Below are 17294 nucleotides of genomic sequence, written 5' to 3'. Positions count from 1 at the left end.
TCCTTCAGAGGGGGAAGACGCGCGGCGCTGCGGCAGGTTTCAGAACGGAAAATGAAAAAGGAAGTGGGGTTACCGGAGAATGAAGCATTATGAAGTCAGCGATGAATACCGTACAGGAAACGAAACAATTGATCAGCAGCATGCGAGAATGCTGGACCAGACGCAGAGAGCTTATCAGCTTTTCACGGACGAGAACATGCTGTTTAAATGTGCCGATATCAACAGGATTCTGGAAGACCTGAGTTTCCATACCGCAGAGCATTTTGCCTACGAGGAAGAGTACATGCGGGAGATTGGCTATGACAGGCTGGAGGAACATATCAGGCACCATGAGGACTTCAGCAGGAAAATACAGGAATTTACAGAACGTGTGCCGCAGCTTTCCCTGGATACGCAGGACGAGATGCTGGGAGAGGTATTTGAGTACCTGCAGGAATGGTGGAAGGTGCATATCACCCAGGAAGACATGAAGTACGTGGAATTTGCGAAGACGCATCAGACGGCAGCACCGTAGGCAGCAGGACGGCGCTGCCGTTCTGCTGCGGCGCAGAAGGGTGCGCGGGAGAGGATGGTCCGTTATGGCGGCGACCGGCTGTACATGCGGGAGACAGCAGGGCATTCCGGACGGGATGCGGAAAGGAAGAGGGAATGGAAGAAGCTTGGGAAAAACTGAAAAAAATTATTGACGAGACGGATAATATCGTTTTTTTCGGAGGGGCGGGAGTCTCAACAGAAAGCGGAATACCGGATTTCAGAAGTGTGGACGGGCTGTATAACCAGAATTATGATTATCCTCCGGAAACAATTCTCAGCCATACCTTTTACCGGAGGATGCCGGAAGAGTTTTTCCGTTTTTACAGAGATAAGATGCTGTGCCTGGACGCAAAGCCCAATGCCGCACACAGAAAGCTGGCTGAATGGGAGGCGAAGGGAAAGCTGAAGGCGGTTATCACCCAGAACATAGACGGCCTGCATCAGCTGGCAGGAAGCAAAAATGTGCTGGAGCTGCACGGAAGCGTGCACAGGAATTACTGTGAGCGCTGTCATAAATTTTATGATGCGGAATATATGCTGCATACGGAAGGCGTTCCGAAGTGCAGCTGCGGCGGCACGATTAAGCCGGATGTGGTGCTTTATGAGGAAGGACTTGACAACAGGACGCTGACCCGGGCCGTGGAATATATCAGCAGGGCGGATGTGCTTATCATAGGAGGAACCTCCCTGGCGGTGTACCCGGCGGCAGGACTGATTGACTATTATGAAGGAAATAAGCTGGTACTTGTGAACAAAACGCCAACGTCCAGGGATGCACAGGCGGATTTGGTGGTGCAGGGCAGTATCGGGGAGATTTTCTCCCGGCTGTAGAGTGAAATACCCCGCGGGGCGGCATCGGCACAATGCAACAGGGACATCGGGCGGCGGAGGCTGCCTTAGGGTGATGGGAGCATTGCGGGCCGGTTTGTCGTCTGCGGGAATAAAGGTGGGATGACAATATGGATATCCAGGTAGGGAATATTGTAAAACTGAAAAAACAGCACCCCTGCGGCAGCAGGGAATGGGAGGTCCTGCGGGTGGGCGCCGACTTCAGGCTCAAGTGTCTGGGCTGCGGCCATCAGATCATGGTTCCCAGGAAGCTTGTGGAAAAAAATGTCCGGGAAATCCGGGAAAAGGCTTGAAATCGCTGGATTTCTATGATATGATATTACCTCGTGATATATAAATTTCCTTGCTCCCGGGCAGGGGGCCAGAGACCAAAAGGAGGTAACTAGCATGAGCAAATATGAATTAACATTTGTTGTGAATGCGAAAATCGAAGACGACGAAAGAGCTGCAGTTGTGGACAAGTGCAAGGCTCTGATCGAAAGATTCGGCGGCACAATTACAAACGTTGATGAATGGGGTAAGAGAAGACTTGCTTACGAGATCCAGAAAATGAAAGAAGGCTTCTATTACGTAGTTCAGTTCGACGCTCCGACTTCTGCACCGGCAGAAATCGAAAGCCGTATTCGCATTATGGACAACGTTATGAGATATTTAGTTGTTAAGCGCGAAGAAGCATAATCAGTGGATTTTGTAAAGAAGGCAGATGCTTTCTTTCGAATGCGGTGTGCTTTCTTGATTTGTACTGAGGATGCATTCGCAGTACAGGAGGTAATATGAATAAAGTAATTCTTATGGGACGTTTAACCAGGGATCCTGAAGTGAGATATTCCCAGGGAGAGAGCGCAACGGCAATTGCCAGGTATACACTGGCGGTTGACAGAAGATTCAACCGCAACAACGACGAGAATTCAGCAGATTTTATCGGATGCGTTGCATTCGGCAGAAGCGCGGAATTCGCAGAGAAGTATCTCCGTAAAGGTACGAAGGTCGTTGTAACAGGCCGTATCCAGACTGGCAGCTATACGAATAAGGATGGCGTTAAGGTTTACACTACCGACGTGGTTGTGGAAGATCAGGAGTTTGCAGAGAGCAAGAATGCTGCGGCGAATAACGACGGGGGTTATTCCGGCGGTTATACCGCACAGGTATCCAGACCTGAACCGAGCGCACCGGGCGATGGTTTCATGAACATTCCGGACGGAATCGACGAGGAACTGCCGTTTAACTAATGCAATTGTGACTGTCCGGCCCCCGGTTTACAGAGGACCGGTGCCGTGGAAGGGAACTTCCGGGCGGACTGGCCGGACAGATTTATATGATTCAGATAGGAGGCAATACTATGGCTTATAATAAAGCAGAGAGATCTGATTCTCCGATGAAGAGAAGAGGCGGCATGCGCAGAAGAAAAAAAGTTTGCGTATTCTGCGGTAAAGATAATACAATTGATTACAAAGATGTAAATAAATTAAAAAGATACGTTTCCGAAAGAGGAAAAATCCTTCCCAGAAGAATCACCGGAAACTGTGCAAAGCATCAGAGAGCACTTACTGTTGCTATCAAGCGCGCAAGACATCTTGCACTTATGCCTTACGTAGCAGACTAATATTAAGAGCAAAGCGGCTGTCGGAAATTCATCCGGCAGCTGTTTTTTGTTGAAAAAATGAAAATAATTGTCTTTTACGTCGCAGGCCAACAAAGCGAAAAGTATGGCATTCTGCATTAAAAAATGGTATAATATCAAAGATATGTGTGTCGGAGGCCCAGGCCCCCGGTTTTACATGAAGAAATTTATTGACGCCGGCGGGAAGAATTTACAGCCGGGTCTGTCTCAGAGCCTGTTTGAGGATTCATTTTCTTAAGCTGCATATTGTATTTACTGGTAACTTCAGGGATACCTGACAGTTACATCCACAGGAATCAATTTTCAGACACACTCCAGACTACGGATGAGGATAGGAATGAAGAAAAGAGTCAAATTAAAAGGAAGGCTGAAGATATATATGCAGATATCCATGTATCTCGGCCTTTTGCTTTTATTGGTGGACATTGGAATTTATTTTCTGGATACGCGGGCGGGGTTCCTTCTCACCTGCTTCCTTGTATTTTATTTTGCAATGATCCTGTATCTTATGCTGTATAACAGACCCATTATCATCAATGAGCTGGTCAGCTTTGCAACGCAGTACGGACAGATACAGAAGGAGCTTTTAAGAGAGCTTTCCGTGCCGTATTCACTGCTGGATGAGGATGGGAAAATAATCTGGTACAATCATGCATTCGCAAGGGCAATACATAATGAAAAAGCCCAGCGGCGTTCGGTTACCTCCTTTTTTTCCTCGGTAACAAGGGACAGGCTCCCTTCAGTGGAGGAAGGCGTGGCAGAATTTGAAATCTCCTATGAGGAGAGCGAGTATATTGCCAAGTTTACCAGAATATCGCTCCGGGAAATGGCTGACGACAGTGATATCATCGGCGAGGAGGAGTACCAGGGTTGTCTGTATGCCATGTATCTGTTTGATGAAACGGCGCTGAAAATCGCCCTGAAGGAGAATGATGATCAGTCCCTGGCAGTGGGAATGATATATCTGGACAATTATGACGAAGCGCTGGAAAGCGTGGAGGAAGTGCGGAGATCGCTGCTTATCGCGCTGATTGACAGAAAGGTGAATAAGTACATTTCCGGTTTTGACGGAATCTGCAAAAAGATTGAAAAGGACAAGTATCTGACTATCCTCCGTAAGAGCGCGGTCACTCAGATGAGCGATAAGCGTTTCGAACTTCTGGAGGATGTGAAGACCGTAAATATCGGCAACGAGATGGCGGTTACCATCAGCATCGGCGTGGGCCTGGACGGCCTGAGCTATTCCCAGAACTATGAATTTTCCCGGACAGCCATTGACCTGGCGCTGGGCAGAGGCGGCGATCAGGCCGTTGTCAAGACGCCGGAGCAAATCAGCTACTATGGTGGGAAGAGCCAGCAGGTGGAGAAGAACACCAGAGTCAAGGCCCGGGTCAAGGCGCATGCGCTGCGGGAAATTATTACAAGCAAGGACCGGGTCCTTATCATGGGCCATCAGATCGGGGATGTGGACAGCTTCGGCGCGGCTATTGGTATTTACCGGATTGCAAGGACGCTGGATCGCAAGGCGCAGATCGTTATCAACGAAATCACCACCTCCGTACAGCCGCTGATTGACATGTTCCAGAACAGCCAGGAGTATGAACCGGATATGTTCCTCAAGAGCCAGCAGGCGCTGGAAACGGCGGGAAATAACACGGTGCTTGTGGTGGTGGATGTGAATAAACCCAGTATCACGGAATGCCCGGAGCTGCTGAAGGTATGTAAGTCCATTGTGGTTCTGGATCATCACAGGCAGGGAACGGAAACTATTGAGAACGCAACGCTTTCCTATGTGGAGGCCTATGCTTCTTCTACCTGTGAAATGGTTTCCGAAATATTGCAGTATATCAATGACGGGGTACGCATCAAAGGCGAGGAAGCCGACTGTATGTATTCCGGCATCATGATAGATACCAATAATTTTATGACGAAGACCGGCGTGCGTACCTTTGAGGCGGCAGCATTCTTAAGACGCAACGGCGCGGATGTTACCCGTGTCCGGAAGCTGTTCCGTGAAAATGCGGCTGAGTATAAGGCCAAGGCGGATGCCGTGGGACAGGCGGAAATTTACAGGAATGATTATGCGATTTCCATCTGCCGCAGCGACGGGATTCAGAGCCCCACGATTGTGGGCGCACAGGCTGCCAACGAGCTCCTGAATATTAAGGGGATTAAGGCAAGCTTTGTACTGACGGAGTATCAGGGCCGGATTTATATCAGCGCCCGTTCCATAGACGAGGTCAATGTACAGGTCATTATGGAAAGAATGGGCGGCGGCGGCCATATGAACGTGGCAGGCTGCCAGGTAGACGGTTCGGAGCCAGCGTCCGTAATCGGTACAATCAAAGGAACATTGGATAAAATGATAGAGGAAGGTGAACTGAAATAATGAAAGTGATATTATTGGAAGATGTAAAAGCCCTTGGTAAAAAAGGGGAGATTGTGAATGTAAACGACGGCTATGCCAGAAACTTTATCCTGCCCAAGAAGCTGGGGCTGGAGGCCACATCCAAGAACCTGAACGATCTGAAGCTCCAGAATGCCAATGAAGAAAGAAAGGCAAAGGAAATTCTGGAGGCAGCACAGGCATTTGCCAGGGATCTGGAAAGCAAATCCGTTGTGATTAAGATGAAAGCGGGAGAGGGCGGAAAAGTATTCGGATCCGTATCTTCCAAGGAAATCGCAACTGCATTTAAGGAGCAGTGCGATGTTGACATCGATAAGAAAAAGATTCAGCTGACGGATGCAATTAAGGCCTTCGGAACCTATGAGGTGCCTGTGAGGCTGCATCAGCAGGTGACCGGGAAACTGAAGGTAAAAGTGGAAGAATAAGAAGGAATTGACAATGGCATCGATGGATGAGGCTATATTAAAACGGGTATTGCCCCACAGCATGGAAGCAGAGCAATCCGTAATCGGTTCCATGATTATGGACAGAGAAGCGATTGTGGTCGCATCCGAAATGATATGCGGGGAGGATTTTTACAACAAGTCCTATGGTGTATTGTTCGATTCCATGGTGGAACTCAATGATCAGGGGCAGCCGGTGGATCTGGTTACCCTTCAGAACCGGCTGAAGGAAAAGGATGTGCCGCCGGAAATCAGCAGCCTGGAATTCATCAGGGATCTGATTACGGCGGTTCCCACCTCGGCCAATATCAAGTATTATGCCAATATCGTGGCGGAAAAGTCAGTGCTGCGCAGATTGATCCGGCTTATGGAAGAGATAGCCAATAACTGCTATGCCGGAAAAGACAGCGTGGAAGTTATCATGGAGGAAACGGAGAAAAAGGTATTTGATCTGGTCCAGCGCCGGAATACCGGAGATTTCGTTCCGATCCGTGAGGTTGTCATGAACGCCATGGATAAAATAGAAAAGTCGTCCCATAACAGCGGAGGCGTCACCGGAATTGCCACCGGATTCATTGATCTGGATTACCGGACCGCAGGCATGCAGCCCTCTGATTTGGTGCTGATTGCTGCCAGGCCTTCCATGGGAAAGACTGCTTTTGTCCTGAATATTGCCCAGTATGTGGCGTTCCATTCCGGGGACTGCGTGGCTATATTCAGTCTGGAAATGAGTAAGGAACAGCTTGTTAACCGTCTCTTCGCCATGGAGTCCAAGGTGGATTCCCAGCATCTGCGTACCGGAAACCTTTCCGATCTGGAATGGGAGAAGCTGATAGAAAGCGCGGGTATGATTGGACAGTCCAAGCTGATCATCGATGACACGCCGGGTATCAGCATCGCGGAAATGCGTTCCAAATGTCGTAAATTCAAGCTGGAAATGGATTTGAAGATGATAATCATCGATTACCTCCAGCTCATGTCGGGTAGCGGCAGAGGCACGGATTCCAGGCAGCAGGAGATTTCAGATATATCCCGTTCCCTGAAGGCTCTGGCAAGAGAACTGAGCGTGCCGGTGCTGGCGCTTTCCCAGCTGAGCCGTGCCGTGGAGCAGCGGCCGGATCACAGGCCCATGCTTTCGGATCTGCGTGAATCAGGAGCTATTGAGCAGGATGCCGACGTTGTTATGTTTATTTACCGTGACGACTACTACAATCCGGATACGGAGAAGAAGGGGATTGCGGAAATCAACATAGCGAAGCAGAGAAACGGCCCTATCGGCACCATTGATTTGGTATGGCTGCCGGAATTTACAAAGTTTGCAAATCTTCAGAAATAGTTATTTTTAGCGGGTGATTTCGGGAATCTGATAACCGGACGGAGAAGCGGCAGCTATAAAATAGAATAAAGAATACAATACAAAAGAGAACCCAACCTGAGGCTGGCGTTCTCTTTTTTTATAAAAAAAAACAGATATGCCGCAGTCGGCGGCAGACAGGAGGAAAAATGAGCAGTAAAAAATCAGCCAGCAGGGCGGCAGTGATTGAAAAAGATGAAAAACCGGTGGAAAGAGAGGATGAGGAAATGAATACGAAGTATGCGGAACAAACACAAAACAGGCAGGCACAGAAGGTGCAGAAAACACAGAAGGCTAAGAACACAGAGAAGAAACAGAGAGAGCAGCTGGGGAGAAAAGAAAAGGCGGGGCAAACAAATCCGGAAGAACAGGGAGGTGCGGCAGGACAAGTGCAGGCAGCAGACCTGACAGGTGCAGCCGGACAAATTCTGCCGTCAGATCTTGCTGGGGCAGCGGGACAGCCGGAGACAGCAGGGCAGGAGCATCCTGATTTGGAAAAGGACATGTATCTCATTTCGGAAACGGCAAAGCTGGTAGGAGTGGAGAGCCATGTGCTCAGATACTGGGAGGAAGAACTGAAGCTCCCTATCAGGAGGAATGAGCTGGGACACAGATACTATACAAGAGAGGATGTGGAACAGTTCAGGGAAATTAAGAAGCTGAAGCAACAGGGGTTGCAGCTGAAGGCAATACGTACGGTGCTCACAGACAGCACACTTCAGGTTATGGTGCCCATCAGGGAACACATACAGCCGGTGCGCAGCACACAGGCAGAGCTGAACGAACGGGATGACAGGCAGCTTCAGGATAAAAGCGCCCGTTTGCAGCTTCTTTTACATAATCTGGTGGCGCAGGCTGTCAGGGAAAACAACCAGGATCTTACGCGGGAGATCAAAGAGACGATCATGAAGGAGATGGATTATCAGTTCCGTATCCAGGAGGAGGAAAACGAAAAAAGAGACAGGCAGAGAACGGAAAGGGAAGAGGAGCATTATAAAAAGCTGGACGAGCTGATAAAGCAATACAGCGGCAGAGGCCTGACCGGAAAAGAACGCAGGGAGAGGAAAAGACAGGCTGTGAAGGAACGCAAGGCTCAGAAAAGTGAAGAAAAAAGAAAGAAGCATTCATTATTTTGAATGCTTCCTTCCTGAAGTCCTTATGTTGTTTCACGCAGGAATGCGTTATCAGCGCAAAAAGCGCAGATACCTGAATATTACTTATTCCTGGGAAATAGCGCCTGTAGGGCAAGCTCCTGCACAGGAACCACATTCGATACAGGTATTGGCGTCGATTACATACTGTCCATCTCCTGCAGAGATAGCGCCAACAGGACACTGTCCTTCACATGTTCCGCAGCTTACACAAGCGTCACTAATTACATATGCCATAATGATATCCTCCTTTATTCTTATAGACTTTGTTGATTATCATTACTTATTCTAATATAGAAAATCATTTAATACAAGCTATTTTTTGTGAATTATCGGCGATTTTTTGTACTTTTTGAGGAACAAATATACAGATGCGGTAACTGTTTTGATTACACAGAAACAATATTATTACAATATATACAATATATGGGTTCCATGCGAAAATATGCCGTATTTTACATATTTTAATAAAAATAAAATCAGATTAATCCGAAAGTCCGTTACAGCTTATGATGGAGCCGGCTTCTGATTCCTCCGGTCCTTGATACCCTTAAGAATCGACTGTTTTTTGAGCAAAAGCGTGGGCCTGTCCATGGGGGGGATGCCCTCCAGCCGGTAGGGAATTCCCAGCTTTTCATACTTTGCCTTTCCCATTGTATGGTAAGGCAGGACGTCCAGGGCTTTGAGGTTACTCAACCCTCCGATAAACCATCCCAGTCTGTACAGGAAGCTTTCATCATCGGTTACGGTGGGAACCACCACATGGCGGATCCATACGGGTACTTTTTTCTTATCCAGATACCAGGCAAAACGGAGGATATTGTCATTCGGGCAGCCGGTCAGATCCTTATGGCATTTGGGATCAATATGTTTAATGTCCAGCATGACCAAATCGGTCATTCCCAGAAGAATATCCAGCTTTTTCATCCATTCCCTGTTGGAAGGCGCGAATGGAATTCCGGAGGTGTCGATACAGGTGTGGATATTATCCTTTTTGGCCAGCGTGAATAATTCTGTCAGAAAATCCAGCTGGAGCAGAGGCTCTCCGCCGGTTACCGTGATGCCGCCGTCCTTGTAGAAGCTCTTGTTACGCTCATAGCTTTCCATAATCTGTTCTGCAGAAATGTAAGACCCCGCATTTATTTCCCAGGTATCAGGGTTGTGGCAGTAGGCGCAGCGCATGGGGCATCCCTGCAAAAATACAACAAATCTGACGCCCGGTCCGTCTACTGTACCGAAGCTTTCTATAGAATGTATTCTTCCCGGTGTAGGTGTGCTTTCCTGCGTAGATGTTGGCATAATTATCCTCCTGCTTATCAAAGCTGTCATTTGCTCCTGATCCTATTATAGCACGACAGGCCCTGCGGGAAACCGGTTGTTTGGCGGGTTTTCCGTGCAGGGCCTGTCCGTTTTACTTACAATTATAATTACAGCGCTTCATGGAACGTACGGGAAATAACATCTGCCTGCTGTTCCGGTGTAAGCTTAATGAAGTTTACGGCATAGCCTGATACACGGATCGTCAGCTGAGGATATTTTTCCGGGTGCTTCTGGGCATCCAGAAGAGTTTCACGGTTCAGTACGTTGACGTTGAGATGATGGCCGCCTTTTTCAGCATAGCCGTCCAGTAAAGAAACAAGATTGTCAATCTGTGCGTTGTTAGCTTCCATAGTTTGCCTTCCTTTCTTTTCTCGGGAGAGAAGAATCAGCAGCCGTTCCTGCAGGAACAGCAGCATAAATCATTCGTTTTCAGTTCTGTCAAGACCCTCGTGGAGGGTGGGAACGCTGCAGGCCAGCGGTGCGGCCGAGCATTCCGGGCATCCGGTCTGTACCTTCCTGCCGCCGGGGCGGGAAGCGTCAATAGCCACGTTAATATGGCCCACGCCTTCCTGCGCACCGGCATCCAGCATCCTGACCAGATCGTCTATCATAGTCTGTTGATCCATAAAATCAGCTCCTTTTACTCCTGAGGCAGTGTATCAAGGTCGATTTCAATGTCTCCTGCAAAAATCTCATCCTCTTTCCCAAGTGCGCCGGGGATGATGGTAAAGGTATTGGAAATACCATCCTGTGCATCCTTAAAAGGCAGCTTGGATACGGAGGACATGGAAGCTACCGCGCCATGGGTGTCACGTCCATGCATCGGGTTGGCGCCGGGAGCAAAAGGTTCTCCGGCCTTACGGCCGTCAGGTGTGGCCCCGGTTGCCTTTCCGTAAACCACGTTGGAGGTAATGGTCAGTACGGAGGTGGTGGGGAAGCCGTCCCTGTAAGTGTGATGTCTCCTTACCATGGTCATGAAGCTGGACACCAGCTCCCTGGCAATGGTATCCACACGGTCATCATCATTTCCGTATTTCGGGAAGTCACCGGTGGTTTTGAAATCTACAATAATGCCGTCCTCGTCGCGGATGGGCTCAACCTTTGCATATTTAATCGCGGAAAGGGAGTCCGCCACAACGGAAAGCCCGGCGATGCCGGTTGCAAAATAACGGCGTACGTCTCTGTCGTGAAGAGCCATTTGCGCTCTTTCATAGCAGTATTTGTCATGCATATAATGGATAACGTTCAGGGTGTTAACATAAACGCCGGCAAGCCATTCCATCATGTCATGGAATGCATCCATTACCTTATCGTATTCCAGTACATCTCCTTCATACTTACGGTATTTGGGACCTACCTGCTTTCTTGTCTTCTCGTCGATACCGCCGTTGAGAGCGTAAAGCAGGCATTTTGCCAGATTGGCGCGGGCGCCGAAGAACTGCATTTCCTTACCGATTCTCATGGAGGATACACAGCAGGCAATGCCGTAGTCATCGCCGTGGGTAACGCGCATTAAATCATCATTTTCATACTGGATGGAAGAAGTCTGGATGGACATCTTCGCGCAGTAACGTTTGAAGTTAACAGGCAGCCTGGTTGACCAGAGCACGGTCAGGTTGGGCTCCGGGGAAGGTCCCAGGTTGGTCAGTGTATTCAGGTAACGGAAGGACATCTTTGTTGCCATGTGGCGTCCATCAACGCCTACGCCTGCCAGGGATTCCGTAATCCATACGGGGTCGCCGGAGAACAGCTCGTTATATTCCGGCGTACGTGCAAATTTGATGATTCTCAGCTTCATGATGAAGTGATCAATAAATTCCTGAATCTGCTCTTCCGTAAAGGTTCCCAGGGCAAGATCTCGTTCTGAATAAATATCAAGGAAGGTGGAGGTGCGGCCCAGGGACATGGCGGCTCCATTTTGTTCCTTTACTGCAGAAAGATAACCGAAGTAGGTTGCCTGAATGGCTTCCTGTACATTGGCAGCCGGTTTTGAAATGTCACAGCCATAGGATGCCGCCATCTGCTTCATCATTTTCAGGGCAACGATCTGCTCGGAAATTTCTTCACGAAGGCGGATTACATCATCGGTCATCGTGCTTCCGGTGGATTCCTTCTGTGCCAGCTTGTCCTCGATCAGGCGGTCAATGCCGTAAAGGGCGATTCTTCTGTAGTCTCCGATAATCCTTCCGCGGCCGTAGGCATCCGGAAGGCCGGTAATGATGTGGGCGCTGCGGCATGCGCGCATCTCAGGGGTATAGGCATCAAAAACGCCTGCATTATGAGTCTTTCTGTGGGTGGAGAAGAATTCCTCCACATCCGCATCCAAAGTATAGCCGTTGTCAGCACATGCCTTCTGTGCCATACGGATGCCGCCGTAGGGCTGCAGGGAACGCTTAAAAGGGGCATCGGTCTGAAGGCCTACAATAGTTTCTTTGGATTTATCAAGATATCCGGGACCATGGGACGTAATGGTGGAAATGACTTTGGTATCCATATCCAGGACACCGCCGGCTTCTCTTTCCTTACGGCTCAGATCCAGAACCTCATCCCAAAGATCCAGGGTATTCTGTGTAGGTCCGGCAAGAAAAGCTTCATCCCCGTCATAAGGGTGGTAATTCTTCTGGATAAAATCACGCACATTGATTTCGTGCTCCCAGTCACCGCCTATAAAACCATTCCATTCTGTTCTCAAGATTTTCCTCCTCTTCTACTGCCGGGGCAGTATCAAATGTAGATGATAAACGGGCAGACGGTCCCAAAATGCGAACCGTAAAAAACTGCGGATAGAACACCATCAGGTCTCACCCGCACCTGTATTATATGTTTCCCGGAAAGCCGCGTCAAGGCGCGGACTGTTCTTTTTTGTAAACAAACCCCGGTTTTATACTTTTTTAATAAAATTTATCAATAAGCGAGGGAACGGGGCAAAACGCATCCGCCCCAGTTCCTTCCGCTTTTTGCGGGGGCGCCGGAGCCGGGCTTCTCCTTCTTCAGGGGGGCTGCGGTGGGGGTATTTTCTGTGCCAGTTTCAAAAACGGGCTGTTTCTAACTGTTTCGGTTGGCCAGGATTCGGCCAACGCGGCCAAAACTCCTCACGCAGCGACTGGAGTCGGCTGCGTTCGTCAGACAGGCCGCTAGGGGCGGCCGGATCCTGGCCATCCGAAGCAGTTAGAAACAGCGCCGTTTTTTCATATGGCACGGAAAATACCCCCACCGCAGCCCCCCTGAAGAAGGAGAAGCCCGGCTCCGGCGTCCCCGTAAAAGACGGAAGGAACTGGGGCGGATGCGTTTTGCCCCTGGTGGCAGCGGTAGGTTTTGTGTGAGGGATGTTGTTGTTGTTCTGCCATATTTTGTATGATGAAAAAGTATATTGAATTTAGTATTTCATATATTATTGATTTCTATTTGGATTATGTTGTCTGGCTTTTTCCTTTTTCCTTATACACTCGCATATCTTGCGTAATTTGGGGAAAAGTATTATACTAAGAAAATCAGCGGGCTGGGGTCTGCTGATAGTTTCTAAGGAAAAGGAGGTAAGCGAAATGGCGCAGATTACTAAGGAAATGACAATTGGTGAAATCTTAAGAGCCAATCCCGAGGTTGCTCCCATTCTTATGGAAGCAGGCATGCATTGCCTGGGATGTCCTTCTGCTCAGGGTGAAAGCCTGGAAGAAGCGGCTATGGTTCATGGAATGGATATTGAAGATTTAATGAGCAAGATTGCTGCATTATAATCAATTTTCAGGGGCGGACATGCTGTGTACCGACATTTATGCGGCGCGGGTGACGGGATGGCAGGCTGCTTTGGCCTGGCATGTGCGTGCGGCATATAAGGGCGGTTAGCGGGGATGGAGCCTTTGAATACGGGAAGAAACAGACGGGCACGCTGCCAATAAGGCGCGTGCCCGTCTGTTTTTTAGATTTTGCTTAAGTTCTGTAAAGCGTTTTCGCTGATTATCAGTTCGTGATGTTCCTCAAAATAGGCTTCTCCTGCAGGAACTGACTTTTCCTGCCGTCCGTATTCTGACAGACAGTTGCAAAGCTTGTTGAATTCTTCCGGTGTATGGGAAGAACTTGTAACAATCAGGAAATAGCGTCCTGTGCTGCTGTCCTTATACAGTGAGTTGGAGCCGTGATAAAAACCCTTCAGTACGTGGGCCAGCCTGGTCAGATGATTCAGGGAATCAAAGGAATATATCCTTGTCAGGCTGACAGAGCCTTCCGCTGATCCGGCTTCTTCAGCTTTTTCCTCCTGGCGGAGCGTTTTCTGTCCGTTCTGTCCGCCGTTCACGCGGCCTTCATGAATGCGCTTGAATAAATCGAGAACATCGTCTGCGCCTTCATTCAGATCCTGAATCATATCATCCAGGCTGTCGTCGTCATGAACACTGGGGGCAAATTTGGAAAAACGTGTGTCCAGTTCCTCCGGATCCTCCACTTTGGTGATGATTAAAACAATACAATCGGAGTTCAGGGGAATTGCTTCTATCATAAGCGGAATGTCTTCTGCTTCAAAACCGAATTTCAGGGAAGCCTGCTGCATCATATCCCGGAAGAGGCTTTTGGCCTTCTCGGTGCCATAGGCAAGCTCGCTGATTTTCAATTCACGATCTGCCAGGTCGGCTTTTGTCAGGGTACAACGAATCTGATGATCATTTACTTTTTCAATTTTCATGTTCTCACATCCTTAATATAAAGATATTGAAATTGTTGTCTTGTGTGACTGAAAATACCTGTAAAATGAACATATCTGTGTAGTATCTGTGATTATCAAATATATTATACTTAAGGAAGAAATAAGTCAAGCATCCTTTGAAACTGTTTAAACTTTTTTAAGATTTTAGTCTTGCTATTTTTCCATTTATCGGATATAATTCGTTTTAGAGATGCTTCTGGACAATCAGTGTCAGAAGGAGGGCGGTTTTTCAGCCGGAATGAGTTTGTATCACTCATTTATTTATGATTCTATTATATCATATTTTAAGCAAATATTATAGACACACCAGATCTTTCCTGTGTGCTCTATATCTTCTCCTCATCTAATAGTATGAGGATGTCTTACAGGCTTATGTGCTTGTCGGAACAAAAATCATTTCCAAAATTACCACTAAGTTTCGTTTAATTCGCAAAATTCATGTTGTAATTGGTTTTTTTATCTTATTCCGCGATACATGTCCTGGAGCATCTTGTTTTTTCTGTTTAAATATCGTCGCTGCCGTAAAGTCATACGGAAGGGCACATTTATATATCACGATCCTTTTGGGGAAGGACTGGGGCGATTTTTCCGCGCCGTCTGTCCGGGTGCTTTTTCCGTATAGAAAATACGGAGGGGTGTGTACCATGCATTTAGAGAAGGACGAGAAGAAGCTGGAAAGGCATCTGAGGGAAATTTACAGCAAGGGGGTTGATCTGTATCTGGAAGGAGAACCCGCTTCCCCGGAAGAAATCGCCAGAAAATTTTTCGTCAATGAAGATACTGTTTATATGCCGGACTTCGTGACCGACGAAGACGGCACGCTGCGGGAAGTAAGGTATGACAGGGTTGAATACCGCTGATGTCCGCTACGGCCATATATTATTAAGTTTCCTATCTGAAAATAATTGTAAAATGAAAACAGCTGTGAAGCTGCGGGATGGCTTCGTAACAGCTACAGGAAGTATCCGATTCCGACATCCGTATAAACGGTCCCCCGTACCGACGCTGCGGATGGAAGAAAAAGACAGCTGCCGAGCGCGCCTGAGACAGCCGCGCGCGGCGGCAATTAGTCAGATTCTGACGATTTATGTAAAAATAGGTAATGACGATGTTTAAATAGTCTGATATAATAAGGACGGTCAGGAGGAATACGGAAAATGAAAAAAAAGCTTCCGGTAATAATCGCTGTCGTCCTTATTATTGTGATTATTGCCATTACCATGGGTGTTAAAGTCCTTGAAAGATTCTCCTATTCAAAGGAAAGGATGGATCTTGGATCTTATTATGGAATAGAATCGGGGGAGGATGTGGCCCTCGTTTTAAATAATGAAATAAAAGAAGAAAAAGGCAGGCTGTCTGAAGGAAGATGCTATCTGCCCCTGGATACAGTGCATGCCTATCTGAATGACAGATTCTATGCAGACTATAATGAGAATCTGCTCCTTTATACGACGCCGGATGAAATAATCCGGGCGGAGGGCGGCAGTGCAGGTGAGGAAGGCTATGTTCCTGCGTTTATGGATAACGGCGTAATGTACGTTGCGCTGGACTATGTGAAAAAATATACTAATTTTTCCTTTGAACTGTTTCAGGATCCTAACAGGGCGGTGCTGACTACCAGTTGGGGCGAGCATCAGGCTGCCGATATTAAAAAGGATACGGCCGTGCGATACCAGGGCGGCGTGAAAAGTGATATTTTAACCGATGTGAAGGCAGGGGACAAGGTGGTCATCCTGGAGGAAATGGAAAACTGGAGCAAGGTTGCCACATCGGACGGCTTCCTTGGCTATGTGGAAAATAAAAGGCTTGAGAACCTCCGCAGTGAAACGCTGATTCCGGTGACTGATTATCAGGAGCCTGAATATACCAGCATCCGCAGGGATCATAAGATCAGCCTGGGATGGCACCAGGTTACAAGCGAAGCGGCTAATTCCACGCTGTCAACGGTATTGGACGGCGTGAGCGGCATGAATGTTATTTCTCCCACCTGGTTTTTCCTCAGCGATAATGAGGGGAATTTTGTCAGCATAGGCAGCAAAGACTATGTGGAGCAGGCGCACAGCAGGGGGCTTGAGGTATGGGCGCTGTTAGATAATTTCACCTATGACGTGAATACGAAGGAAATCCTTTCCTATACGAGCAAGCGGGCCAATCTGATTTCCGGGTTGGTGAACGAGGCCCTGGCGCTTGGCGTGGATGGCATTAATGTGGACCTGGAGCAGGTGAGTACGGAGGCCGGTGAGGATTATGTGGAATTCCTGCGTGAGCTTTCTATTTCCTGCCGCGCCAACAACCTGGTGCTTTCCGTGGATAATTATGTGCCGAAGAATTATAATGCCCATTATAATTGGAAGGAACAGGGGATTGTGGCCGATTATGTCATAATTATGGGATATGACGAGCATTACGGCGGCTCCCAGGAGCCCGGCAGCGTAGCCTCTATCGGATTTGTGGAGGAAGGCATAAGCACTATGGTGCAGTCAGTACCGGCGGAGAAGGTGATTAATGCGGTTCCCTTTTACACACGGATCTGGGAAACAAAGGGCGGCCAGGTACAGAGCCAGGCTGTGGGAATATCTGCGGTACAGAAGTTTGTTTCCGATAAAGGCGCGGAAACCATCTGGGATGAGGAGGCCTGCCAGAATTATGCGGAGGTGCAGGACGGGGATTCCTTCTATCAGGTATGGATGGAGGATGCACAGTCTCTGGAGGTTAAGATAAATATTATGAAGAATTATAACCTGGGCGGTGTTGCGGCATGGAAGCTGGGTTATGAAAAGGGGCACCCTGAAGTGTGGGATGTGCTGACTTCATTTGTGAATGGATGATAGATGGGCGATAATGCTATATTGCCTTCAATGCGGGAACCGTCAGCAGGCGGTTCCCTTTTTCATTCACAGAACAGGCAGTTTTTAATTC

The 17294-nt window shown here is 48.2% G+C and carries 19 protein-coding genes; 13 read left to right on the top strand and 6 right to left on the bottom strand.

Translation table 11 applies throughout. From position 1 onward, the window contains the following. The first annotated feature begins 79 nt into the window (after positions 1 to 79). The 10 genes from DXC51_RS09150 (at position 80) to DXC51_RS09105 (ending at position 8344) form a co-directional block, all read left to right on the top strand. Positions 80 to 514 carry a bacteriohemerythrin gene (locus DXC51_RS09150; protein ID WP_021634325.1) on the top strand — a complete coding sequence of 145 codons (435 nt, stop codon included), beginning with the start codon at positions 80 to 82 and terminating at the stop codon, positions 512 to 514. Between the two features lie 134 nt (positions 515 to 648). Then, positions 649 to 1365 carry an NAD-dependent protein deacylase gene (locus DXC51_RS09145; protein WP_021634324.1) on the top strand — a complete coding sequence of 239 codons (717 nt, stop codon included), beginning with the start codon at positions 649 to 651 and terminating at the stop codon, positions 1363 to 1365. A gap of 128 nt (positions 1366 to 1493) precedes the next feature. Next, positions 1494 to 1676: a DUF951 domain-containing protein gene (locus tag DXC51_RS09140; protein ID WP_021634322.1), complete on the top strand. Its 183-nt coding sequence runs from the start codon at positions 1494 to 1496 to the stop codon at positions 1674 to 1676. 94 nt (positions 1677 to 1770) lie between these two features. Beyond that, complete coding sequence (gene rpsF / locus DXC51_RS09135; RefSeq protein WP_021634321.1) at positions 1771 to 2061, top strand: 30S ribosomal protein S6; 291 nt, start codon at positions 1771 to 1773, stop codon at positions 2059 to 2061. Between the two features lie 95 nt (positions 2062 to 2156). Next, positions 2157 to 2612: a single-stranded DNA-binding protein gene (locus tag DXC51_RS09130; RefSeq protein ID WP_021634320.1), complete on the top strand. Its 456-nt coding sequence runs from the start codon at positions 2157 to 2159 to the stop codon at positions 2610 to 2612. 110 nt (positions 2613 to 2722) lie between these two features. Then, the gene (gene rpsR, locus DXC51_RS09125) at positions 2723 to 2986 is read left to right on the top strand and encodes a 30S ribosomal protein S18 (protein ID WP_025487679.1); all 264 of its coding nucleotides are present in this window, start codon (positions 2723 to 2725) and stop codon (positions 2984 to 2986) included. Positions 2987 to 3341: 355 nt separating this feature from the next. Then, complete coding sequence (locus DXC51_RS09120) at positions 3342 to 5393, top strand: DHH family phosphoesterase (protein WP_025487678.1); 2052 nt, start codon at positions 3342 to 3344, stop codon at positions 5391 to 5393. Continuing rightward, positions 5393 to 5836 carry a 50S ribosomal protein L9 gene (gene rplI, locus DXC51_RS09115; RefSeq protein ID WP_021634316.1) on the top strand — a complete coding sequence of 148 codons (444 nt, stop codon included), beginning with the start codon at positions 5393 to 5395 and terminating at the stop codon, positions 5834 to 5836. Before DXC51_RS09120 ends, rplI begins: the two co-directional genes overlap by 1 nt. A gap of 22 nt (positions 5837 to 5858) precedes the next feature. After that, positions 5859 to 7190 (top strand): replicative DNA helicase, encoded by a 1332-nt coding sequence (gene dnaB, locus DXC51_RS09110; RefSeq protein WP_025487677.1) that lies wholly within the window; start codon positions 5859 to 5861, stop codon positions 7188 to 7190. A 167-nt stretch (positions 7191 to 7357) separates the two neighbouring features. After that, positions 7358 to 8344, top strand: coding sequence for a MerR family transcriptional regulator (locus tag DXC51_RS09105; RefSeq protein WP_243003164.1), 987 nt, complete (start codon positions 7358 to 7360; stop codon positions 8342 to 8344). Positions 8345 to 8425: 81 nt separating this feature from the next. On the opposite strand, the gene DXC51_RS09100 is transcribed toward DXC51_RS09105, so the two are convergent. The 5 genes from DXC51_RS09100 to pflB form a co-directional block, all read right to left on the bottom strand. After that, positions 8426 to 8596 carry a 4Fe-4S ferredoxin gene (locus tag DXC51_RS09100; protein WP_021634313.1) on the bottom strand — a complete coding sequence of 57 codons (171 nt, stop codon included), beginning with the start codon at positions 8594 to 8596 and terminating at the stop codon, positions 8426 to 8428. Between the two features lie 270 nt (positions 8597 to 8866). Beyond that, complete coding sequence (gene pflA / locus DXC51_RS09095) at positions 8867 to 9658, bottom strand: pyruvate formate-lyase-activating protein (protein ID WP_025487675.1); 792 nt, start codon at positions 9656 to 9658, stop codon at positions 8867 to 8869. A gap of 128 nt (positions 9659 to 9786) precedes the next feature. Next, positions 9787 to 10029: an autonomous glycyl radical cofactor GrcA3 gene (gene grcA3 / locus DXC51_RS09090; RefSeq protein WP_025487674.1), complete on the bottom strand. Its 243-nt coding sequence runs from the start codon at positions 10027 to 10029 to the stop codon at positions 9787 to 9789. 69 nt (positions 10030 to 10098) lie between these two features. Next, positions 10099 to 10305, bottom strand: a complete 207-nt coding sequence (locus DXC51_RS09085) for a hypothetical protein (protein WP_117544327.1) — start codon at positions 10303 to 10305, stop codon at positions 10099 to 10101. A gap of 14 nt (positions 10306 to 10319) precedes the next feature. Further along, on the bottom strand, positions 10320 to 12371 hold the full coding sequence (pflB, locus tag DXC51_RS09080; protein WP_021634308.1) for a formate C-acetyltransferase: 2052 nt from the start codon (positions 12369 to 12371) through the stop codon (positions 10320 to 10322). An 850-nt stretch (positions 12372 to 13221) separates the two neighbouring features. On the opposite strand from pflB, the gene DXC51_RS09075 reads away from it, so the two are divergent. Next, a complete protein-coding gene (locus DXC51_RS09075; protein WP_025487671.1) occupies positions 13222 to 13413 on the top strand; it encodes a DUF1858 domain-containing protein in 192 nt (63 codons plus the stop codon). Positions 13414 to 13595: 182 nt separating this feature from the next. On the opposite strand, the gene DXC51_RS09070 is transcribed toward DXC51_RS09075, so the two are convergent. Beyond that, positions 13596 to 14354 (bottom strand): adaptor protein MecA, encoded by a 759-nt coding sequence (locus DXC51_RS09070; RefSeq protein ID WP_117544326.1) that lies wholly within the window; start codon positions 14352 to 14354, stop codon positions 13596 to 13598. Positions 14355 to 15019: 665 nt separating this feature from the next. Between DXC51_RS09070 and DXC51_RS29280 the strand changes: the two genes are divergently transcribed. Beyond that, on the top strand, positions 15020 to 15235 hold the full coding sequence (locus DXC51_RS29280; RefSeq protein ID WP_035320905.1) for a hypothetical protein: 216 nt from the start codon (positions 15020 to 15022) through the stop codon (positions 15233 to 15235). A gap of 297 nt (positions 15236 to 15532) precedes the next feature. Then, positions 15533 to 17203, top strand: coding sequence for a glycosyl hydrolase family 18 protein (locus DXC51_RS09055; protein ID WP_117544323.1), 1671 nt, complete (start codon positions 15533 to 15535; stop codon positions 17201 to 17203). Positions 17204 to 17294 lie beyond the last annotated feature (91 nt).

Source organism: Eisenbergiella massiliensis (assembly GCF_003435485.1).
Note: the sequence above shows the minus strand (reverse complement) of the source record. Positions and strands in the feature narration are given on the sequence as shown.

Bases quoted from the DNA above. Each gene is read 5' to 3' on its own strand.
- DXC51_RS09070 (WP_117544326.1), bottom strand. From the start codon at position 14,354: ATGAAAATTGAAAAAGTAAATGATCATCAGATTCGTTGTACCCTGACA.
- DXC51_RS09150 (WP_021634325.1), top strand. From the start codon at position 80: ATGAAGCATTATGAAGTCAGCGATGAATACCGTACAGGAAACGAAACA.
- pflA (WP_025487675.1), bottom strand. From the start codon at position 9,658: ATGCCAACATCTACGCAGGAAAGCACACCTACACCGGGAAGAATACAT.
- DXC51_RS09130 (WP_021634320.1), top strand. From the start codon at position 2,157: ATGAATAAAGTAATTCTTATGGGACGTTTAACCAGGGATCCTGAAGTG.
- rplI (WP_021634316.1), top strand. From the start codon at position 5,393: ATGAAAGTGATATTATTGGAAGATGTAAAAGCCCTTGGTAAAAAAGGG.
- DXC51_RS09105 (WP_243003164.1), top strand. From the start codon at position 7,358: ATGAGCAGTAAAAAATCAGCCAGCAGGGCGGCAGTGATTGAAAAAGAT.
- DXC51_RS09100 (WP_021634313.1), bottom strand. From the start codon at position 8,596: ATGGCATATGTAATTAGTGACGCTTGTGTAAGCTGCGGAACATGTGAA.
- DXC51_RS29280 (WP_035320905.1), top strand. From the start codon at position 15,020: ATGCATTTAGAGAAGGACGAGAAGAAGCTGGAAAGGCATCTGAGGGAA.
- rpsR (WP_025487679.1), top strand. From the start codon at position 2,723: ATGGCTTATAATAAAGCAGAGAGATCTGATTCTCCGATGAAGAGAAGA.
- dnaB (WP_025487677.1), top strand. From the start codon at position 5,859: ATGGATGAGGCTATATTAAAACGGGTATTGCCCCACAGCATGGAAGCA.
- DXC51_RS09085 (WP_117544327.1), bottom strand. From the start codon at position 10,305: ATGGATCAACAGACTATGATAGACGATCTGGTCAGGATGCTGGATGCC.
- DXC51_RS09055 (WP_117544323.1), top strand. From the start codon at position 15,533: ATGAAAAAAAAGCTTCCGGTAATAATCGCTGTCGTCCTTATTATTGTG.
- DXC51_RS09120 (WP_025487678.1), top strand. From the start codon at position 3,342: ATGAAGAAAAGAGTCAAATTAAAAGGAAGGCTGAAGATATATATGCAG.
- DXC51_RS09140 (WP_021634322.1), top strand. From the start codon at position 1,494: ATGGATATCCAGGTAGGGAATATTGTAAAACTGAAAAAACAGCACCCC.
- rpsF (WP_021634321.1), top strand. From the start codon at position 1,771: ATGAGCAAATATGAATTAACATTTGTTGTGAATGCGAAAATCGAAGAC.
- DXC51_RS09075 (WP_025487671.1), top strand. From the start codon at position 13,222: ATGGCGCAGATTACTAAGGAAATGACAATTGGTGAAATCTTAAGAGCC.
- grcA3 (WP_025487674.1), bottom strand. From the start codon at position 10,029: ATGGAAGCTAACAACGCACAGATTGACAATCTTGTTTCTTTACTGGAC.
- DXC51_RS09145 (WP_021634324.1), top strand. From the start codon at position 649: ATGGAAGAAGCTTGGGAAAAACTGAAAAAAATTATTGACGAGACGGAT.